This is a genomic window from Asanoa sp. NPDC049573 (assembly GCF_040676615.1).
GTDB lineage: Bacteria > Actinomycetota > Actinomycetes > Mycobacteriales > Micromonosporaceae > Asanoa.
The window spans coordinates 209,710-227,679 of record NZ_JBFAPI010000007.1 but is presented as its reverse complement, the minus strand read 5'-3'; the positions used below and the strand labels follow the sequence as shown (position 1 = coordinate 227,679).

General features: G+C 69.2%; 16 protein-coding genes. 6 read left to right on the top strand and 10 right to left on the bottom strand.

The genetic code is table 11. The annotated features are described in order from the left end of the window. Positions 1–44: 44 nt before the first annotated feature. Genes AB0J74_RS18525 through AB0J74_RS18515 form a run of 3 tightly spaced genes read left to right on the top strand, consistent with a single transcriptional unit; the run spans position 45 to position 2,442 of the window. The gene (locus tag AB0J74_RS18525) at positions 45–464 is read left to right on the top strand and encodes a GntR family transcriptional regulator (protein ID WP_363449333.1); all 420 of its coding nucleotides are present in this window, start codon (positions 45–47) and stop codon (positions 462–464) included. After that, complete coding sequence (locus AB0J74_RS18520) at positions 461–1,375, top strand: ABC transporter ATP-binding protein (RefSeq protein WP_363449331.1); 915 nt, start codon at positions 461–463, stop codon at positions 1,373–1,375. The genes AB0J74_RS18525 and AB0J74_RS18520 overlap by 4 nt, the downstream gene beginning before the upstream one ends. Continuing rightward, positions 1,372–2,442 (top strand): ABC transporter permease, encoded by a 1,071-nt coding sequence (locus AB0J74_RS18515; RefSeq protein ID WP_363449329.1) that lies wholly within the window; start codon positions 1,372–1,374, stop codon positions 2,440–2,442. The genes AB0J74_RS18520 and AB0J74_RS18515 overlap by 4 nt, the downstream gene beginning before the upstream one ends. Positions 2,443–2,447: 5 nt before the next feature. Here the strand turns inward: AB0J74_RS18515 and AB0J74_RS18510 are convergent, their stop codons facing one another. From AB0J74_RS18510 to AB0J74_RS18495, 4 genes are read right to left on the bottom strand one after another with little or no spacing between them, the layout of a single operon-like run. Beyond that, positions 2,448–3,632: an ABC transporter permease gene (locus AB0J74_RS18510; RefSeq protein WP_363449327.1), complete on the bottom strand. Its 1,185-nt coding sequence runs from the start codon at positions 3,630–3,632 to the stop codon at positions 2,448–2,450. Continuing rightward, the gene (locus tag AB0J74_RS18505; RefSeq protein ID WP_363449325.1) at positions 3,629–4,315 is read right to left on the bottom strand and encodes an ABC transporter ATP-binding protein; all 687 of its coding nucleotides are present in this window, start codon (positions 4,313–4,315) and stop codon (positions 3,629–3,631) included. Before AB0J74_RS18505 ends, AB0J74_RS18510 begins: the two co-directional genes overlap by 4 nt. Next, positions 4,312–5,424 carry an HlyD family efflux transporter periplasmic adaptor subunit gene (locus AB0J74_RS18500; RefSeq protein WP_363449323.1) on the bottom strand — a complete coding sequence of 371 codons (1,113 nt, stop codon included), beginning with the start codon at positions 5,422–5,424 and terminating at the stop codon, positions 4,312–4,314. Before AB0J74_RS18500 ends, AB0J74_RS18505 begins: the two co-directional genes overlap by 4 nt. Beyond that, entirely contained in the window at positions 5,421–5,990 is a 570-nt protein-coding gene (locus AB0J74_RS18495) for a hypothetical protein (RefSeq protein ID WP_363449320.1), read from the bottom strand. The genes AB0J74_RS18500 and AB0J74_RS18495 overlap by 4 nt, the downstream gene beginning before the upstream one ends. 128 nt (positions 5,991–6,118) lie before the next feature. On the opposite strand from AB0J74_RS18495, the gene AB0J74_RS18490 reads away from it, so the two are divergent. Then, on the top strand, positions 6,119–7,471 hold the full coding sequence (locus tag AB0J74_RS18490) for a sensor histidine kinase (RefSeq protein WP_363449318.1): 1,353 nt from the start codon (positions 6,119–6,121) through the stop codon (positions 7,469–7,471). A gap of 63 nt (positions 7,472–7,534) precedes the next feature. On the opposite strand, the gene AB0J74_RS18485 is transcribed toward AB0J74_RS18490, so the two are convergent. Genes AB0J74_RS18485 through AB0J74_RS18460 form a run of 6 tightly spaced genes read right to left on the bottom strand, consistent with a single transcriptional unit; the run spans position 7,535 to position 14,190 of the window. Then, positions 7,535–8,824 (bottom strand): hypothetical protein, encoded by a 1,290-nt coding sequence (locus AB0J74_RS18485; RefSeq protein ID WP_363449316.1) that lies wholly within the window; start codon positions 8,822–8,824, stop codon positions 7,535–7,537. Then, complete coding sequence (locus AB0J74_RS18480; RefSeq protein ID WP_363449314.1) at positions 8,767–9,645, bottom strand: hypothetical protein; 879 nt, start codon at positions 9,643–9,645, stop codon at positions 8,767–8,769. The genes AB0J74_RS18485 and AB0J74_RS18480 overlap by 58 nt, the downstream gene beginning before the upstream one ends. 44 nt (positions 9,646–9,689) lie before the next feature. After that, positions 9,690–11,072, bottom strand: a complete 1,383-nt coding sequence (locus tag AB0J74_RS18475) for a cellulase family glycosylhydrolase (RefSeq protein ID WP_363449312.1) — start codon at positions 11,070–11,072, stop codon at positions 9,690–9,692. A 44-nt stretch (positions 11,073–11,116) separates the two neighbouring features. Then, the gene (locus AB0J74_RS18470; RefSeq protein ID WP_363449310.1) at positions 11,117–11,965 is read right to left on the bottom strand and encodes a carbohydrate ABC transporter permease; all 849 of its coding nucleotides are present in this window, start codon (positions 11,963–11,965) and stop codon (positions 11,117–11,119) included. After that, positions 11,965–12,873, bottom strand: coding sequence for a sugar ABC transporter permease (locus AB0J74_RS18465; RefSeq protein WP_363449308.1), 909 nt, complete (start codon positions 12,871–12,873; stop codon positions 11,965–11,967). Before AB0J74_RS18465 ends, AB0J74_RS18470 begins: the two co-directional genes overlap by 1 nt. Positions 12,874–12,879: 6 nt before the next feature. Beyond that, the gene (locus AB0J74_RS18460) at positions 12,880–14,190 is read right to left on the bottom strand and encodes an extracellular solute-binding protein (RefSeq protein WP_363449306.1); all 1,311 of its coding nucleotides are present in this window, start codon (positions 14,188–14,190) and stop codon (positions 12,880–12,882) included. Between the two features lie 289 nt (positions 14,191–14,479). Here AB0J74_RS18460 and AB0J74_RS18455 point away from each other — a divergent pair, with 289 nt between their 5' ends. Then, positions 14,480–15,490, top strand: coding sequence for a LacI family DNA-binding transcriptional regulator (locus tag AB0J74_RS18455; protein ID WP_363449304.1), 1,011 nt, complete (start codon positions 14,480–14,482; stop codon positions 15,488–15,490). Positions 15,491–15,626: 136 nt separating this feature from the next. Further along, on the top strand, positions 15,627–17,951 hold the full coding sequence (locus tag AB0J74_RS18450) for a beta-L-arabinofuranosidase domain-containing protein (RefSeq protein ID WP_363449302.1): 2,325 nt from the start codon (positions 15,627–15,629) through the stop codon (positions 17,949–17,951). The last annotated feature ends 19 nt before the right edge of the window (positions 17,952–17,970 follow it).

Sequence of the window (17,970 nt, the reverse complement as noted above, 5' to 3'; positions counted from 1 at the left end):
TCTACTTAACCAGCACAATCCACTGGCTGGAGAGGGCTCGCGCAGTGATCAACTTTCATGTCGAACGGACGAGCAGCGTCCCGGCGTACGCCCAACTGGTGCGACAGGTTCGCGAAGGGCTGCGGCTGGGAACGCTGCGGCCCGGCGACCAACTGCCCACCGTGCGCAGCGTGGTGACCGCCTGCAGGGTCAACCCGACCACCGTGCTCAAGGCCTACCGCGAGCTCGAGCTGTCGGGCCTGGTGGAGGCGCGGCAGGGCATGGGCACGTTCGTCAGCGGCACCCTCGGCCACACCGATCCGCACGTCATGGCCCGGTTGCGCACCAGCCTCGGGCGCTGGCTCGACCAGGCCCGCGAAGCGGGTCTCGAGGACGAAGACGTGCAGGCCCTGCTCACCTCGGTGATCGTCGAGAACTCGACGCGACGGAGCGCGACGCCCCGCGAGGCGGGAGGGGCGGCATGAGCGAAACGACGCCCGCCGTCGAGGCACAGGCGCTGAGCAAGCGTTACGGCGACCTGTGGGCGCTGCGGGACTGCGACTTCCGGCTGCCCGCCAATCGGGTCATCGCGCTGGTCGGCGCCAACGGCGCGGGCAAGTCGACGCTGATGAGCATCATCAGCGGCCTGCTGCCGGCCACCTCCGGCTCCCTGCTGCTCAACGGCAGACCTGTGGTGAAGGGTGGCGGCGGCCCGGCCGAGGTAGGAAACCGGGTCGCGATCCTGGCCCAGGACAAGCCGCTCTACCGCGACTTCAGCGTCACCGACATGCTGCGCTTCGGCCGGTCGACGAATCGGTTGTGGGACCAGCGACGCGCGCTGTCCTGGCTGGCCCGCTTCGACATTCCGCTGGATCGCCGCTGCGGCAAGCTGTCCGGGGGGCAGCGGGCCCAGGTCGCGCTCGCGGTCGCCCTGGGCTCCCGGCCGGACCTGCTCCTGCTGGACGAGCCGCTCGCCAACCTCGACCCGGTGGCCCGCACCGAGGTCACCGGCGAGTTGATGGCCGAGGCCGCCGACACCGGGATGACGGTGATGCTCTCCACCCACATCGTGGCCGAACTCAGCGGGGTCGGTGACCACCTGCTGTTGCTCGACGCGGGCCGGCCCGTGCTGACCGGCGATGTCGAGGAGTTGCTGGAAAGCCACCTGCGGCTCGCCGGACCCCGGGCGGACCTGCCACCGGGCCCGGGCGCGGTCGTCCGGGCCCAGCACACCGAGCGGCAGTCCACCTTCGTCGTCCGGCGGCCCTCCGGTCCGGCCGCGCCGGCGGTCGTCGCTCCCGGCTGGAGCACCCAACCCATCGCCCTGGACGAGCTGATCCTGATCTACCTCAAGGCTGCGGCCAACACACACCGGGACCTGGAGGCAGCAGCATGACGGCGATCACCCGACCCCGGCCGGCCACCGACCGCGCCGACGGCGGCGAAGCGCCGAGCGGCGGCTTCCGCGGCCTGATCTGGTTGACCTGGCGCCAGCACCGCTGGGCCCTGATCGGCACGCTCGTCCTGGCCACCGTGCTGGTGTGCTGGATGGCCTACCTGTCCGCCGAGTTCACGGACCTGTATCGCCAGTGCCACCACACGCTGTGCCCCGAACAGTCTCCACAGAGCAATCGACTCGCCGGGACCTCCTTCCTGATCCGCAGCTACTCCTACCTGTCGCGGCTGGTGCAGTTCATGCCGATGCTGGTCGGGGTGTTCATCGGCGTCCCGCTGCTGTCCCGCGAGCACGATCAGCGAACGCTGCTGCTGGCCTGGAGCCAGGACGTCTCCCCCGCACGCTGGCTCTGGGCCAAGCTGAGCCTGCTCGGCCTGTTCGTGACGATCGTGACCGCGGCCGTCGCCGTGACCAGCGACCACATGGAACGCTCGTTGGCCAGGGTCTCGATCGGAAGCCTGTTCCAGCACGAACAGTTCATCAACACCGCCATGCTCCCCCTCGTGATCAGCATCTGCTGGTTCGTGGCCGGCGTAGCGCTCGGCGCCGCCATCAAACGCACCCTTCCGGCCGTGTTCGCCGTCGCCGCCGGCTTCATCGGCCTGATGTTGCTCGTCCAGTACCGCTACCCGACACTGCTGAAGCCGCTGTCCTTCTACCGGCAACTGGGCGCGCAAGGCGACGGGGTGCTGGACCACAACGCCCTGGTCGTCAGCGGGGGTCTGATCAACTACGGCGCCGGCGACCAGCCGTCCAACCTCTACGACGCGTCCCGGCACCCGCTCACCGGCGCCGAACTCGAACGCCTCTGCCCACCGGACAACGGCACCGGCACGACGTTGTCCTGCTTCGCCGACCACCATCTCCAGCAGTACATCGAGTATCAACCGGGCAGCCGGATCCCGGAGTTCCACCTGATCGTCGGCGCCGGCTACCTCGCACTGGCCGTCGCGGCGGTCGGCGCGCTCTGGCTGATCATCCGCCGCACCAACCTCAGCGCGGGCTGAGCCGGTCACAGTGTTCGCAGGGCGTCGGTCGGCGACAGGCGGGCCGCACGAAGGGCCGGATACAGGCCGGCACACCCGCCGATCAGCAGGGCCGCGACGACCCCCGCACCCACGGCGTACGCCGGCACCAGGGTCTGCCATCCGCGGGTGGCCGCCATGGCGAAGGTGACCGCCGTGCCCAGCATGATGCCCGCGACGCCCCCGGCCGCGCCCAACAGCAGCGACTCCACCAGGAACTGGGCACCGACGTGGCCACGGGTGGCGCCGAGGGCGCGGCGCAGGCCGATTTCGCCCCGCCGTTCCAGCACGGAGATGACCAGCACGTTGGCGATGCCGATGCCGCCGACCAGCAGGGCCACGGCGCCGAGGCCGAGCATGAGGACGGTGGTGCCGTCGGTGACCGCGAGGCGGGCGGTGAGCGCCTCGGACGGTCGGCTCACCGCGACCTCCTCCGGGTGCGCCGGGTTCGCCGCACGGGCGAGCAGGCCGGCCACCTCGTCGGTCCGGTCGGTCTGGGCGCGCACGAATATTCTCGTCGGGCTCCCTTCGTAGCCGAACTCGGTCGCCGCCACGGCGGCGCCGACGAAGGCCGCGGTGTCGAGCTCCGGGGCCAGCTCGACCGGCGCCATCACCCCGATCACGGTGAACCAGCGATCCCCCAGGTAGACCTGTGGGTGGCCGTCCACGTCGGGGATGCCGAGCACCCGCGCGGCGTAGTTGCCGAGCACCACAGCCGGGTAGCGGCTCACCGCCGAGTCCAGGAAGCGGCCCGCCACCAGCCGGCCGTCGAGGGTCGTCAGCAGGGTCGGGTCGGCGACCCGCACGGACAGCCCGCCGGTGCGCCCGCTCGGGATCCGGTCGGTGCGGTAGACGCGTACCGGCAAGGTCGCGGTCGCGGCGGCGGCGAGCACACCGTCGGTACGCGCCACCCCCGGCCCGGCGGTGGGCGGCAGCTCGGCCTCGTCGCCCCCGGTGGTCTTGCCGGTAGCGACGGTGAGCAGGTTGGTGCCGACACGGTCGATCTCGGCGAGCACGTCGGCCTGGCTGGACTGGGTCACCCCGAGCACGGCGACCATGGCGGCGATGCCGATGGCCACACCCAGGACGGACAGCACGGCCCGGCCGGGTCGTGACCGCAGGCCCACCGTGCTGACCGGCAGCAGGTCTCCCACCCGCAGCCGCGACCTCACGACGCGCTCCCGGTGTCCACGACCACCAGACCGTCGCGCAGCTCGACGCGGCGGCTCATGGCCGCGGCGATCCGCTCGTCATGCGTGATCACCACGATGGTGACCCCGTCGGCGTTGAGCTCGCGCAGCAGGCCCACCACGCCGTCGCCGGCCACCGAGTCGAGATTGCCGGTCGGCTCGTCCGCCAGGACCACGGCGGGCCGGCCCACCAACGCCCGGGCGATCGCCACCCGCTGCCGCTCGCCACCGGACAGATGCGCCGCCGGAAACTCGGCGCGGTTCGCCAGGCCGACCCGTTCGAGAGCGGCCCGGGCCGCCGCACGCCGCTGGCCACCCGGCACGCCCCGGTAGATCAGCCCGGTCGCCACGTTCTCCATGGCGCTGAGCCGCTCCAGCAGGACGAACTGTTGGAAGACCACGCCCAGCCGGTGTGCGCGTACGCCGGAGAGCTGCTTGTCGCGGAGCTTCTCGACCGGGCTGCCGGCGATCCGGACGGAACCACCGGACGGACGGTCCAGCCCGGCGGCGAGGTTCAGCAACGTGGTCTTGCCGGACCCGGACGGGCCGAGGACGGCGACCAGTTCACCGCTGCTGACGGTGAACGTGACGCCGCGCAGCGACTCGACCGGCGGCGGGCCGGGGTAGACCTTCCACACGTCGACGAGTTCGAGAACCGCGGTCATGAGGCCGGCACCTCCACGGACTGGCCCTCGGTGAGGCCGTGAGCGATCTCCACCTGGCCGCTGGTCTCGTCGAAGCGGCCCGGCTCGACCTCCACGGGACCCGCACCGGCCACGCGCACCTGGTAGCCGCCACCCGGCCGCGCGAGCAGCGCGGCGATCGGCAGGAGCAGCACGTCCTGCTCGGTGCTGGTGGTGACGTCGACCGTCACCGGCGCCTCCTCCAGGGTGAACCCGCGGGGCAGGCGAATGGTGATGGTGACCGGAACGGTCGCGGTGTCGGGGTTGGACTGTTGCGGCTGCGAAGGGCCGTTGAACTCCGGACCACCGGCCGCGGGCGTCGCCTGCTGGCCGATCGCGGTCACCCGGCCGGGTATCGGGTCGCTGTCCGGCAGTTCGACCCTGACCTGGTCTCCGACCCGGACCTTGCCGCGGGCGTCGAGGTCGAGTTCGGCGACGACCGCCCGGTTGGTCGAGGTTCCGGTGAGTACCGGCGTGCCCGGCGCCATCGCGGCGCCGACCTGGACCTGCAGCGCGGTGATCCGCACTGGCGTGGGCAGGAAGGCGATCTGCGCCTGGGTGAGTCGCCCGGTGCGTTCGTACGACTTGCGGCCCCAGGATCCTTCCCAGCGCCTGATCGCCGCGGCGGTGGCCGCGCTGAAATGCCGATCCACCGTCATCCGATGGTCCGGGTCGAAGCCCATGGCGACCAGGTTCACCTCGAGCTGGCGCACGTCCGGCCCGTCGGTCATGCCGGCACCGAAGTCCCGGTAGGCCGGCACCGGGCCGAGCAGCAGCCGTACCGGCGCGTCCGAGACCCGGTAGAGGATGCCGCCGCGGCCGATCGTCGCGCCCGGTTGCGGCACGGCGGTGAGCACACCGGGAAAACCTTGATAGCTCACCGCGTACGTCCCGGTGTAGGCGAGCGTGCCGTTGATCTGGATGCTCTGGGTCAGGGTTCCCCGGGTCACCGTGGCGGTGCCGGTGGGAATGCCGGCCGTGGGCGTGGTGGCGGATGTCGGCTCGGACCGGGCCGCGTAGACCACACCGGCGGCCAGCGGCGCGGCCACCGCGATCGCGAGGACCGCCCCGGCGCGGCGCCGCCGGCTCATTTCTTCCCTCCGCCGGAGCCGTCGCGGATGGCGACCCTGCCGCTCCAGATGCTGCGGCACGCTTCGGTCGCCTTGTCCATCACATCCTTGGGGATGCCGTTGGCCAAGGTGGTGCCGCTCAGGTCGAAGGAACCGTCGGATTTCGGGTCCGGCCACGCCGGAATACCGTGCGTGCGCATGCACTCGGCGTACTCCCCCAGCTTGCGCAGGTCGTCGGCGGAGAGCTTTTCCTTTGGACGGAAGGCGTTTGGCGGATACCTGTCCTCGATCGACTTGCAGGCCTCGATGATGTCGGGATGTTTGGCGCCCTCCTCCTTCCAGTTGTAGCCGCCCTGAGGCGGGAAGGTCAGGTAGCCGTCCTCGGTGAGCTGTGCGTCCGGCATCCGCGTCAAGCCTTTGTCGCGCATGCACTGGACCCATTCCTGGCCGAGGGCGAGCAGCGCCTGACGGCTTACCGACGGTGAGGCTGACGGGGCGGCCGCGCCGGACGCGGCGCCGAGGTGGCAGCCGCCGAGTGCGGCGGCGAGCAGCAGCGGGATGAGCACGAGGGACTTCGTTCGCGTCATGCCGACAGCGTGGTCGCCGGCGCGGGCGTACTCGTCCGACCGAGGTTCCAGCTTCCGGCCCCAGTGGTGCCACCGATCTAGTACCTGGGTCTGACGGCAGCGGCGGCCGCCGTTTCTAGGATGAGACCGTGTCCAGGTTCGTGTCACGCCAGCTGGTGACCGACGCCGCCGTCGCGTTGGCGCTGTTGGCCGTGACCCTGGGACCGGGTTTCGTGACAGCGCTCGCCTCGCCGCGTAAGCCGGGCGACCCCACCGGCTTCCTCGAGCGCGCGGGCGTCCCGCTCGAGTCCGGCTGGTGGGTGTGCGCCGCGCTGGCGATCGTCGGCGTGGCGATCAGGCGGCAGAACGCGGTCGTGGCTCTCGTCCTCACCGCGGCCGGCACCGCCGGCTGTCTTCGCCTGCAGCCCAAGTTCCAGCTCCTCGACCTGGCTCTGCCGCTGGTCATGTACACGGTGGCAGCCATGAGCCGCCGGCGCCGCTTCGTGCTCGGCGCGCTGGCGTTGACCATGATCCTCACCTACCTCGCCATGCTGGGCAGCCGGCTCGACATCAGGCACGACCAGAAAGCAGCCGCGGCTGCGAAAGAGAACCGGCAGAATGTCGTGCAGGTGCGGGACGTCGAGGCGCGGGACAAACAGGAGCAGCAGCCGGACAGGACCGAAGTTGTCGGTTGGGCGGCGATCCCCGTCGACGCGTTGATCGAAACGGGCCAGGACGTCCTCGAGGTATGGCTGCTGCTGGTCGCGGCATACGCGGTCGGCGACGGCATCCGCGCCCGTCGCGCCCACCTTGTCGCCGCCGAACAGCGCACCGCGGACCTGGCCCGGCAGGAACGCCAACGGGCGGCACTCGCGGTCGCCGCCGAACGGACCCGGATCACACGGGAACTGCACGACGTCGTCGCACACGGCATGTCGGTCATGGTCGTGCAGGCGCAGGGCGCCGCCGCCGCGCTCGACCGGCACCCCGAGCGCACGGCCACCGCCCTGCAACACGTGATCGAGGTCGGCCGGTCGTCGTTGTCCGAGATGCGGCGCCTGCTCACCGCCGAGCGCACCGGCACGGCCGAAGACACCCGGCTCGCTCCGCTGCCGGGGATCGGTGCGATACCGGACCTCGTCGACCAACTGCGGTTGGCGGGGATGCGGATCGACCTTCAAATCGAGGGGGTACCCGATGTCGTGCCAGCGGCTGTCGACCTCTCCGCGTACCGGATCGTGCAGGAAGCCCTCACCAACACCCTCAAGCACGCGGGCCCAGGCGCCGGCGCGCGGGTTCGACTCGAGTTCGATCCCGTGTTCCTCCGGGTGCACGTGACAGACGACGGCCAGGGCCTCGCTGAGGGCGCGGACGGAAGCGGCAACGGCCTGCGCGGCATCGCCGAACGAGTAGCCATGCTCGGTGGAACCCTGGAAACGGGCCAGGCGCCCGGCCGCGGCTTCAGGCTGGGCGTGACACTTCCGGTCGACGCGGGGCCATGAGCTTCCGGGCCGGCTCCGCCGTGCCGGGCGCCCGCGGACGGACGCCCGGCACGGCGACGGGAATCAGTGCCGGGAGAAGGCGCGGATCTCGACGCTGTACGGCGCGACCGTGAGGCTGTCGCCCGTGTTGAACGTCTCTTCGGTCACGGTGATCTGGGGTGCCTGGCCGACCCGGTTGGTCGCGTCCAGGCTGGTCCCGGTCAGCCGCCAGATCTGCCCGGTCGGTCGGGGCGTGAATCCGTCGATGCCGATGTCGAGGCGCTGTGCGTCTGCCGTCGCGTTGATCGTCGCCACCGTCAGGGTGTCGCCGTCGGCGGTCAGTGCGGCCATCACGTCCAGTGGGTAGGTGGGGCTGCCCGCGTTGATCTTAGGTTGGTCGCCGCCGACGGGCCAGGTGGGCGCCGGCTGTGGCGAGTTGCCGGTGAGTTCGACCGGCGTGACACCGAACTGTTGACGGTAGAGCTTGAACAACAGCCCGGCGCCGCTGTAGGTGGCGGAGGTGCGGTTGTAGGACAGCCACGAGGTGCCCATCGTGTAGGCCGCCATCGTGATGACGTTGCTGCCGCGGAACATCTCGTGCAGCATCATGCCCAGGCCGAGGACCTGCTTGAGTCCGCTCGCCTTCTGGAATCCCCACTCGTCGATGCTCACCTTGATCTGGTCGCGTTGCAGCTCCGGGAAGTCCTTCTGGTAGAGCTCCCAGTCGTCGCGGACGGCGCGGATGTAGTTCGCGCCCCGGCGGCACGAGTCCACCACCGACTCGGGCGGGCTGACGTCCACGTATTTGCCCTGGTCGAGGTCGAACCGCTGGGTGGTGCCGTAGCAGTGCTCGGAGATGACGTCGACGTTGCCCGCGCTGGCCTTGAGCAGGCGGTAGTTCCAGTCGGTGTCGGATCCGTATGCCACGTTGACGGGCGTCGGCTGCACGATCTTCCGAGTGGCCGGGTCGATGTAGTAGGGCAGCCGGTGGATGGTCATGCTGGCGGGGAACGCGCCGACCGCGACGAGCTTGATCGTGGGGTCGACCTTCTTCATCGCCTCGGCGAAGAGATTGTGCTTGATCATGTAGTGGGCCGGGGTCATGTAGCCCAGCTGCCAGTAGCCGAACATCTCGTTGCCGACGGCCCAGTACTTGACGTTGTACGGCTTCGGGTGCCCGTTCTCGGCCCGCAGCCTGCCCATCGGCGTGTCGGCCGCACCGTTGACATACTCGACCATCTGCGCGGCCTCCCGGGCCGAACCGAAGCCGGTGTTGACGCACGGGTAGGGCTCGGTACCGAGCAACGAACACATCGTCAGGAACTCGTCGGTGCCGACGTCGTTCGACTGCGGTTGATTGCGGTCGGGGTCCATGATGGTCGGTCGCTTGTCAGGGTCGCCGATCGCGTTCCGCCAGTCGTGATACCCGAGACGAAGTTGCCGCCCGGGAACCGCCAGAAGCCGCCGTTGACCTCGCGGAGCAGTTCGACGGTGTCCTTCCGGAAGCCCTTCACGTTGTCGCCGGGCATCAGGGACACGGCCCCGACCCGGAACCGTCCCGTTCCGATCCCCGAGATCTCGAGCCGGCCGTTGGTGGTTGCCGCGCGGCAGGCGAACGTGAGCGGAACGGTCGCCCAGTCCTTGCGTACGTGCACGGTGATGCTCTGCTGCTGCCCCGGCGCGTCTCCCCAGGAGAGCGTCACCGACACCTGCGCACCGGGGTCGCCGGCGATGACGATCCGGCCGACGTACTCCTTCGCGGCCAGGCTGAGACCGGACTGTGCGAAGCCGCGCCGTTCGGAGCGGGTGAGCGCGACCATCGGCGACTGCTCGCCGACGTAGGGTGCGTGCCGGTCCATCGTCACCGCCGCCGCGGTGCCGACCGGGCGCCATTTCCTGGTCGAGTCGGTCTGCTGGTCGATCGGGTAGAAGAACTTGCGGTCGCCGAGCAGTTCCGACCACAGCCCGTCGTATACGAGGGTGCCGATGTGCTCGATGAACGCGCCGTAGACGTACTTCTGGATCGGGTCCTGGCGCTTGGAGACGTCGATGCGAGCGCTGAGGTCCGGTGCCGCGGCGAACGCGGCCTTTCCGGCGAACGTCGCACCCAGGCCGGTCGCCAGTCCGGCGGCCAGTGACCGCTGGATGACGACGCGACGGGAGAGGCCGTTGCCCTCGACCGAGTTGAGGTCCATGTAATTCTCAACCTTTCTCGATGGGTGATGCGTCGTGGGTCCGCTCAGCGGACCCGCACTGTGCTGGCCAGCCGCTCGCGCGTCAGGCATTGGTCGAACCGGAACGAGTCGGCGAGCTCGTACGCCTCCTCGATCCCGATCCCGGCGAGGGATCTGCCGAAGTCCTCGACCATGGGTTCGGCGAGCATGATGTGACGCACCAACACGGCGATCCACTGCTGCCGGCCGAACGGCAGCGGGTCGAAGTCGGGAAACTCCTCGTCGAAGGTGCGTTCGATCGGTTCGAGCAGGTGCCGCACGCCGGTGTCGACTGAACCCCACGCGTCCACGCCGAGACGCGCCTTCTTGGCGAGCACCGGCGCGATCCGCTTCAGGTACGGCGACACGGGATTCGCGTACACCAGGCCCTGGAGACCGATGTCCTTGTAGGTCCACAGGCTCCAACCGGCGCCGTACTCGTCGTAGATCGCCAGTTGGTCGCGCAGAAGTTGGAGGCGGACCCGGTCCCGGTCCGGGTCGCCGGTGTAGACGGGACCGAACTCGCCGACCCAGATGGGCGTGCCGGTCTCGCGCATGTAGCGCGTGCGTTCCAGGAACTTCGCCTCGACAGCCCCGCGGTCGACGTAGCGGCCACGCGAGATGCCCGGGTAGTCACCGGCGTCCGGGAACCCGGCCAGGGAATAGTCGTGCACGCTGTAGACCGTGTTGGGCCAGGGCTCGCCGAACATGTCGAACTCCGTCGCGTGCCGATTGCCGTCGAGGAACAGCACGGTGTCGGGGTCGACGGCCCGAATCGCGGCGTGTAGTCGCGCGTAGAACGGCGCGATCAACTGGCCGCTCGGGTCGGCCGGCTCGTTGAGCAGGTTGTATCCCGCCACCCACGGGTTCGCGCGATACCGGTCGGCCAGCCCTTCCCAGAGGTGGACGGTCCGGTCCTGGAAGTCGCGGTGGGTCCAGAACAGCGAGGCGTGCGTCGGGTTGTCGCTGTGCCAACGCTGGTTCTGATACCCGGCCGCCGCGTGCAGGTCGATGATGGTGTAGATGCCATGGCGGGCGCACGTCTCGATGGCCCGGTCCAGCAGCCGGAAACCCTCTTCCTTCAGCTCTCGGGGACGGTCGTCGTCTTCGAAAAGGCGGTAGTGGACCGCGACCCGGACGCAGTTGTGGCCCAACGAGGACAGGTAGGCGGCGTCGTCGTCGGCGAAGAACGCCTCGTGAAAGCGCTCGAAGAACGCCTCGTAGACGTCGTCGCCCAGCGCGCCGCGCAGGGCCCGACGGTGCAACTCCTCCGTCGACGGGTAGCCCGTGATGAAGTTCTCCATGCTGAGCCAGCCGCCCAGGCCGACTCCGCGCAGCCGCACCTGTCGGCCGTTGCCAGTCACCAGGTGCTGTCCGGAGACATGCAGCGCGATGTCGTCGGTGGTCATCGATTCCCTTCCGGGTACGGGGATTGCGTGCTGGCCGGCCGCCGTCATTTGCCGAAACCCGCGGTCAGCCCGCTCACGAGGTAACGGCGGCCCACCGCGTAGAGGGCGACGATCGGGAGGGTGGAAAGCACGACAGCGGCCATCACACCCGGCACGACCACCGTGAACTCACCCTGGAAGGCCCACAACGACAGCGGCAGGACCCGCTGTTGCTCGCTCTGGGTCAGGATGAGCGGGAACAGAAAGCCGTTCCAGACGTTGAGCCCGTCGTAGATGGCGACGGTCACCAGCGCCGGTCGGGCCAGCGGAAGGACCAGCCGCACCAGGATCTGCCACTCCGAGGCCCCGTCCACCCGCATCGACTCGAACAGTTCCCGAGGCACGTCACGCAGGAAGTTCACGAGAATCAGCACGGTCACCGGGATGGCGAAGGCGACCGAGGGCAGCACGAGGCCCAGCAGGCTGTCGTAGAGCCGCAGCCGGGTGATCATGTAATAGAGCGGGATGATCGTCGCGTGCAGCGGGATCGCGAGGCCGAGCAGGAACACCGAGAAGGTCATCCGGACGAACCAACCCGACCCACGCACGATGACGTTGGCCGCCGTCAGTGACAGCGCGAGCGTCAACGCGACCGCTGCCACCGTGACCACGACGCTGTTGGCGAGGTAACGCACGAAGTCGTGCTGGAGCACTTCGGCGTAGTTGTCGAGGGTCGGATGGTCGGGCGGCGCGAGCGGATTGGCGGTGAAGAAGCCGGCCTGCCCGCGCAGGCTGGTGATGACGATGAAGTAGATCGGCACCATGACGATCGCCAGCCAGACGAAACCGCTGACCGCCGCCGGCACGTTGGCCCCATGCCGTACCGACGCCGGGCGGGTGTGCACGTCGGTCATCACAGTCCCTCCTGCTGGCTCTGCATCCGGCTGAACCCGGAGAGCCGGGTGAAGCCGAGCGCCAGCAGCAACCCGGCGACCACGAGGATCGCGGCGAGAACGCTCGCGCCGCCCATGTCGTTGGCGGAGAAACCGGTCAGATACATGTCCAGCGGCAGCAGCCGGGTGGCATACCCGGGCCCGCCGCCGGTCAGGACGAACACCACGTCGAAGTAGGTGAGCGAGCCGACCGCCATGAGGGTCGAGGAGGTCACGATGGTGTATCGCAGCTGCGGGAGGGTGATCCGGAAGAACTGCTGTGTCCGGGTCGCACCATCCATCATGGATGCCTCGTAGAGTGACGCCGGGATCTGCCGCACGCCCGCCTGGTAGAGCAGGGTGTGGAAGGGCACGAACTGCCAGGCGATCACGAAGATGACGGCGCCGAGCACCAGGTGGGGCTCGCCCAGCCAGTCACGCGAGAGAAATGACCACCCGACCGCGCGGCCCATGCCGAAGTTCGGGTCGAGGATCGCCTTGAACGCGATCGCCACCGCCGCGGACGAGAACAGCAGCGGAAGGAAATACAGCACGGCCAGGACGGCGCGGTAGCGCTGCCGGCCGGCGATGAAGGTGCCGAGCAGCAGGCTCAACGGTGTCTGGATGAGCCAGGACAGCACGATGATCTTCAAGCTCAGCACCGCGGCCTGCCCGGTGACCGGGTCGTGCAGGATCCGGGTCCAGTTGGCGAGGCCGGTCCACCGCGGCTCGCCGAGCCCGTCCCAGCTGGTCAGGCTCAGCACGCCGACCCCGACCAGCGGAACCAGGGCGAAGACGACGAAGAATCCGAGCGCCGGCAGGGCGAGCAGGCTGTTCGGGCCGGTGCGACGACGGCTTGCCGCCGCCGCACCGGTCGGGTTGCGTGTCACCGACGATCACGACCCGAGCGTCTTGTTCATGTTGGCGGAAAACTGCTCGGGCGTGATCTGCTTGAGAAACACCTGCTGGAGGTTGGTCAGCACGGCGTCTCCCTGTGTCGGTGACAGCGCCTGGTCCCACGAGAGCTGGAAGCTGGGTGCCTGCTGGGCGGACTGATAGATCACGTCGAGATACGCGGAGTCGGCGGACGCGGCGAGCTTGCCCTCGATCCCGCCGGCCGGCGGCACCAGCCCGACCTTGAGCAGCCCGTCGGAGTAGGCGTCGGTGGCGAGGCCGTCCTTCAGGTAGTCCAATGCCACCTTCTTCTCGGCCGCCGTCGCCTTGGCCGAGATGGACCAGTAGTTGCTGGGGTTGCCGACAACGTCCTTCGGGTCGCCCTTGCCGTCGGTGACCGTGGGGAAGGGCGCATAGCCGAGCTTGCCCCCGGATACGAAGGCCGGGTCGCCCGCCTGGATGGTCTGGTAGGCGCTGGGCAGGTTGAGACTCATCGCCGCCTTGCCGGTGTAGAGCAGGGCGACGTCGGCTCCGCTCTTGGTGGAGATCGACGAGAAGCCGTTGACGAAGCCGCCGGCGTCGACCAACTGCTGGATCATGGTGTTGGCGCGGATGACGGCGGGGTCGGACCACGCGTTCGGCTCGTTGGCGAGGATCCGCTTCATCACGTCCGGCCCACCGATGCGGTCGACCAGATATTCCTCCCACATCAGCAGGGGCCATTTGTCCTGGCCGCTGACCGTGATCGGGGCGATGCCGGCGGCGGTGAACCGGGGCACCAGGGCCATCAGCTCGTCCCAGGTGGTCGGTGGCTGTGCACCGATCTTCTGGAACAGGTCCTTGTTGTAGTAGATGAGCGCCGGCTTGACGCCGTTGTTCGGAACCGCGTAGAGCTTTCCGCCGATGCGACCGACGTCGGTCACCGACGGCAGGAACCGGGCGGTCACCCCAGGCTCGACCGTCGTGGTCAGGTCGTCGACGGCCTGCGCGTCCACATATGACTTCAGGACGCCGCCGGCCCAGCCGTAGATGAGCGTCGGCGCCTGGCCGGCGCCGACGGCGGTGCGGATCTTCTGCTTGTACGCGTCGTTCTCGAAGGCCTGCACCTTGATCTGCTCGTCCGGGTGCGCCTTGTTCCAGGCGTCGAAGGATGCCTGGAACGGAGCACCGTTGGTGCCGGTCAGGATCCAGGCGGTCGCGGATTCCGAACCGCTCCCGCCCGAGCCTGGTCCGGCGGTACCGCACCCGGCAGCCGCCAACGATGCGGCGAGGATCGTTGCCAGACCTAGTCGGCGACGTGATGGGCGAATCATGACAAACCCCTTCCATCCGCACAGCGGAGGTTCCACCCGGCTAGTGGCGGGATTGCTCGATCGGGATGGGCGGGCGACCGGACTGCGGTGCCCGTGTTCGCGATGAACGTTCGCTGAAAGTTTCTGAATCTTTCTGGATGGATGCTAAGACCGTCCTCATCGGCGGGTCAAGATCTGAGGCACAACCGCGTTACGGAGTTGTCAACACTTGACTCGGGCGCTCGAACGGCACCGGGGATGTGCGAAACTATCGGCCTTGCTGTCGAACTTTCCGCATAGGAGCACCCGCGTGAGCACGCCAGACCGTGTGAAGATCGCCGACATCGCCCGGGCCGCCGGCGTCTCGCCGCCGACGGTGTCCAAGGTGCTCAACGGCCGATCGGAGGTCGCGCCCGAGACGCGCGAGCGCGTGCAGTCGGCCCTGCGCGAGCACAACTACCAGCGCCGGCCGAGCGGAAAGCAGCCCCGAGCGGGTCTGGTCGACCTGGTCATCAAGGAGCTGGCCACCCCGTGGTCGGTTGAGATCATCCGCGGCGCCGAAGACGCCTGCCGGGAGGCGGGCATCGGACTGGTGGTTTCGGCGGTACACGGTGCACAGATCGACACCCAGCGGTGGCTCGACAACCTCGCCGGCCGCCACTCCGACGGCGTGCTACTCGCGGTGTCGGACCTCGAGCCCGCCGATCGCGAGCGGCTCGACGCGCTGGGCGTCCCCCTCGTGTTCATCGACCCGATCGGCGACCCGGACCCGAACATTCCGTCCATCGGCTCGACCAACTGGGCCGGCGGCCTGGCCGCCACCGAGCACCTGGTGAATCTCGGCCACCGGCGGATCGCGATGATCGCCGGCATCCCCACCCTGCTGTGCACCCAGGCGCGACTCGGCGGCTATCGCACCGCCCTGGAGCGCGGGGGCATCACGCCCGACCCCGACCTGCTGCGCTTCGGCGACCACTTCCCGCCCAGCGGGTATGCCGCGGCGCTGGAACTGCTCGACCTGCCGGAGCCGCCGACCGCTATCTTCGCGGGCACAGACCTGCAGGCGTTCGGCGCCTACAAAGCGTTGCAGTCGCGGGGCGTGCGAATTCCCGACGACGTCAGCATCGTCGGCTTCGACGACCTGGCCGCCTGCGACTGGGTGACGCCATCCCTGACGAGCGTGCGACAGCGGCTCGTCGACATGGCGCGGATGGCTGTCAATCTCGTCCAGGAACGCGGCGGCGAGGCCGGCGAGGCGACCAGGGTCGAACTCGCCACCTCGCTGATCGTGCGGGACAGCACGGCACCGCCCGCCGGTTGACGGGCCGGAAAGACGGTCACGATTTTCTGTTACAGGAGCCCGAGGCAAATGGTCTCCGTGCGCACCCCTTGAATCTCGCCGAAACCATCTGGCAACATCGGCGTCATTCAATGTGAGCGCTAACACGGAGGTTTCCGTGCCAGCTGTGCCCTTCACCCGCCGCGGCCTGCTCCAGGCCACCGCCGCGACAGCGGTGCTCTCCGCGACCGGCGCCGCCCTGACCGGCCCACAGCGGGCGGCAGCCGCCCCCGTGCCGCCGGCCCGCTCGGACATCGGTGTCTCCGCCTACCCGTTCGACCTCGGCCAGGTCCGGCTGACCAGCGGGCGCCTGCTCGACAACCAGAACCGGACGCTCAACTATCTGCGCTTCGTCGACGTCGACCGGCTGCTCTACAACTTCCGCGCCAACCATCGCCTGCCCACCAACGGCGCCGCGGCCAACGGCGGCTGGGACGCGCCGACGTTCCCGTTCCGCACCCACGTGCAGGGCCACTTCCTCACCGCATGGGCGCAGGCGTACGCCGTGCTCGGCGACACCACCTGCCGCGACAAGGCCGCCTACACGGTCGCCGAGCTGGCCAGGTGCCAGGCCAACAACGGCGCGGCCGGTTTCTCGACCGGCTACCTGTCGGGCTTCCCGGAGTCCGACTTCACCGCGCTCGAGGCGCGCACGCTCTCGAACGGCAACGTGCCCTACTACTGCGTGCACAAGACGCTGGCCGGCCTCCTGGACGTCTGGCGCTACACCGGCAACGCCCAGGCCCGGTCGGTGCTGCTCGCGCTGGCCGGCTGGGTGGACACCCGCACCGCCCGGCTGAGCTCGAGCCAGATGCAGGCGATGCTCGGCACCGAGTTCGGCGGCATGAACGAGGTGCTGACCGACATCTACCAGCAGACCGGCGACGGACGCTGGCTGACCGCCGCACAGCGGTTCGACCACGCCGCCGTGTTCAATCCGCTGGCCGCCAACCAGGACCAGCTCGCCGGGTTGCACGCCAACACCCAGGTGCCGAAGTGGGTGGGCGCGGCGCGCGAATACAAGGCGACCGGCGTGACCCGCTACCGCGACATCGCCGGCAACGCGTGGAACTTCACGGTCGGAGCGCACACGTACGCGATCGGCGGCAACAGCCAGGCCGAGCATTTCCGGGCGCCGAACGCGATCGCGGGCTATCTCACCAACGACACCTGCGAGCACTGCAACACCTACAACATGCTCAAGCTGACCCGAGAACTGTGGTTGCTGGACCCGAACCGGGCCGGCTACTTCGACTTCTACGAGCGGGCGCTGCTCAACCACCTGGTCGGCGCCCAGAATCCCGCCGACAGCCACGGCCACATCACCTACTTCACTCCCCTGCGACCCGGCGGGCGGCGCGGCGTCGGACCGGCCTGGGGTGGCGGCACGTGGAGCACGGACTACAACTCGTTCTGGTGCTGCCAGGGCACCGGGATCGAGACGAACACCGCGCTGACGGACTCCATCTACTTCTACAGCGGCACCACCCTGACCGTGAACCTGTTCGTGCCGTCGGTGCTGACCTGGTCGCAGCGCGGCATCACGGTGACCCAGAGCACCACCTACCCAGCCGGCGACACCGCCACGCTCACCCTGGCCGGGTCGATGAGCGGCTCGTGGAGCATCCGGGTGCGCATCCCGGCCTGGACCAGCGGCGCCACCATCAGCGTGAACGGCGTGACCCAGAACGTCAGCACGACAGCGGGCAGCTACGCCACCGTCACCCGGACCTGGGCCGCCGGCGACACCGTGACCGTGCGCCTGCCGATGCGGGTCACGATGCAACCCACGAACGACAACAGCACCATCGCCGCCATCACGTACGGCCCGGTCGTGCTCTGCGGCAACTACGGCAACGCGACGCTGTCCGCGCCCCCGGCACTGACCGTCCCCTCGATCACCCGAACCAGCACCACCGCTCTGGCGTTCACCGCCACCGCGAACGGATCCACCGTAAGCCTCGGTCCGTTCCACGACGCGCAGGGTTACAACTATGCCGTCTACTGGAACACCGGCGGCACCAGCAGTGTCCGTCTGGTCAACGCCGGCACCGGCCTGGTCCTCGGCATCCAGGACATGTCGACCGCCGACGGCGGGCTCGCCGTGCAGTGGGGCGACACCGGGACAGCCGACCACAGCTGGGTCATCGTGACCGACGGCGACGCCGTCCGCATCCGCAACCTGAACAGCGGCAAGGTCCTCGGCGTGGAGAACATGTCCACCTCCGACAACGCCCGCGTACTGCAATGGGCTGACAACGGCACCGCCGACCACCGCTGGCAGTTGCTGAGCAACAGCGACGGCACCTACCGGATCCGCAACGTCAACAGCGGCAAGCTCCTCGGCATCCTCAACGGCTCGACGGCCTGGGGCGCTCAGGCCGTGCAGGACGCGGACAACGGCACCACCGACAACCGCTGGCGACTGGTCACCAGCGCGTAACCAGCACCGATCGCCAAAG